Below are 1,593 nucleotides of genomic sequence, written 5' to 3'. Positions count from 1 at the left end.
TCATAGCCATTTACCCACACAATCCAGACGGTATCTGGCTCTTTTGAACCTCATCTTCATTATAGCCTATATCTTTCTTTTTAGCAAGATATTCTTTTGTATTTGTTTTACCGTATTTCTGGGAAATCAGACTGACGAACACATCGGTTGCGTCCAGTTCCCCGTCAAATACAGTGGTCACATGAATCTCTGTTTTGTTTTTTGCCATAGGCAGTTATCCTCCATACATGAAAATAGCCAGACAGAGGGTGTCGGCAACGAAGTCCGGCAACGGGCTTCAAAAGACCTTGCAAACAATCTCAATCTGGCGATGGTTACTATTTATACTTTTCTTTTATTTTTCTGTTGTTTTGGTTGTTATAAGGGAGAAAAGCCCGGAAATAAGGGGTTTTCCCCGGCAACCGGCTCGGCAACGGGATAGCAACAGGGGGTGCAACGGGCGGTCATTTTCAGAATGGAAGCTCCATCTGTTCTGTGACCTCCACAAAACCATCCATCGTTTTTTCAGACGGGTTGCCGGAGTCCGTTGCCGGGTTTTCACGCTCCCAGCCCTTTTGTCTGCCATATTCTGAAAACATTCTTGGGTTCGGGAAGTACCGCCAGCCGGAAATGCACTGGTTCATAATCTCGTTGATTTCCCGGATTTCCCATTGCTTCGGCTCGTCAAAGGCATGGTTTAAGGCTTCCTTGTAGAGCTGCTTGGAACAGACCATGCTCCCGGTGTACTTATCAAGATACGCCTGTATCATCCCGGCTTTGGTGTCCTCCGGCATAAAATCCCGCTGGTGTTCTTTGAGATACCGCTGCATGGCGGGGCTGAAAGCCAGCTTGAACCTGCCGCTTCGGTAAATCTCCATCGCTTCTGCCCACATTTGTTCGATATAGGCTCTGGAAGCGGCTTCGTCCTCCAAAATGTGAACCTCAGCTTGCTCCGGGTACACCATGACGGGGATAAAGCGGCGGTTGCCGGAACGGTCAAGGGGCAGGAAGTCAAGGGCATTGGAAGTGCCGCCAAACACGCACTGACGGGGGCGGTCTGCCGGGTGGGTTTCATAAGGTATCTTGTAAACCTCTTTCTGCCGGCTTAAAAACGACTTGATTTCCTCAATGCTCTTGGCGTTGGCGGTTGCCATCATTTCCGACATTTCGATAATCCAGTGACCTTGCAGCTTGCGGTACACATTGTCATCGTCCAGCTTCCGCAAATCATCGGAAAACCACTCGTCCCGGACTGCCAGCAGACGGAAGAAAGTGGACTTGCCAGCCCCCTGACCGCCTACCAGACAGAGCATGATTTCAAACTTGCACCCCGGCTGAAAGGCTCGTGAGATTGCACCCAGCAGGAACAGCTTCAACGCTTCATAGGTGTAATCGTCTGCGTCAGCCCCCAGAAAGTGCCGCAGACAGAAACGGATTCGTTCTGTCCCGTCCCACACAAGGGCACTTAGGTAGTCCCGGATGGGATGGTACTTGTTTTCATTCGCCACAATCCCGATGGCATTATCAATCTTTTTCTCATTGGTAAGCCCATAGGTTTCTTCCAGATAGAGAAGCAGATACTTCATATCCGTATCGTTCAGGGCTGTGCTTTCT

Annotated in this window: 3 protein-coding genes; 1 reads left to right on the top strand and 2 read right to left on the bottom strand. The window is 49.7% G+C overall.

Going from position 1 to position 1,593, the window contains the following annotated elements; genetic code table 11:
- Positions 1–10 precede the first annotated feature (10 nt).
- A complete protein-coding gene (locus tag IEY11_RS13185) occupies positions 11–208 on the bottom strand; it encodes a hypothetical protein (protein ID WP_002569220.1) in 198 nt (65 codons plus the stop codon).
- On the opposite strand from IEY11_RS13185, the gene IEY11_RS15125 reads away from it, so the two are divergent.
- Positions 182–421, top strand: a complete 240-nt coding sequence (locus IEY11_RS15125; protein ID WP_021682886.1) for a hypothetical protein — start codon at positions 182–184, stop codon at positions 419–421. The genes IEY11_RS13185 and IEY11_RS15125 overlap by 27 nt on opposite strands.
- A gap of 28 nt (positions 422–449) precedes the next feature.
- Here the strand turns inward: IEY11_RS15125 and IEY11_RS13180 are convergent.
- On the bottom strand, positions 450–1,593 hold a 1,144-nt coding region (locus IEY11_RS13180; protein ID WP_243184014.1), incomplete at its 5' end, for a virulence-associated E family protein.

This window comes from Butyricicoccus faecihominis (assembly GCF_014648015.1).
GTDB classification, from domain to species: Bacteria; Bacillota; Clostridia; order Oscillospirales; family Butyricicoccaceae; genus Agathobaculum; species Agathobaculum butyriciproducens.
The sequence above is the reverse complement of the archived record's forward strand: the minus strand, read 5'-3'. Positions and strand labels throughout refer to the sequence as shown.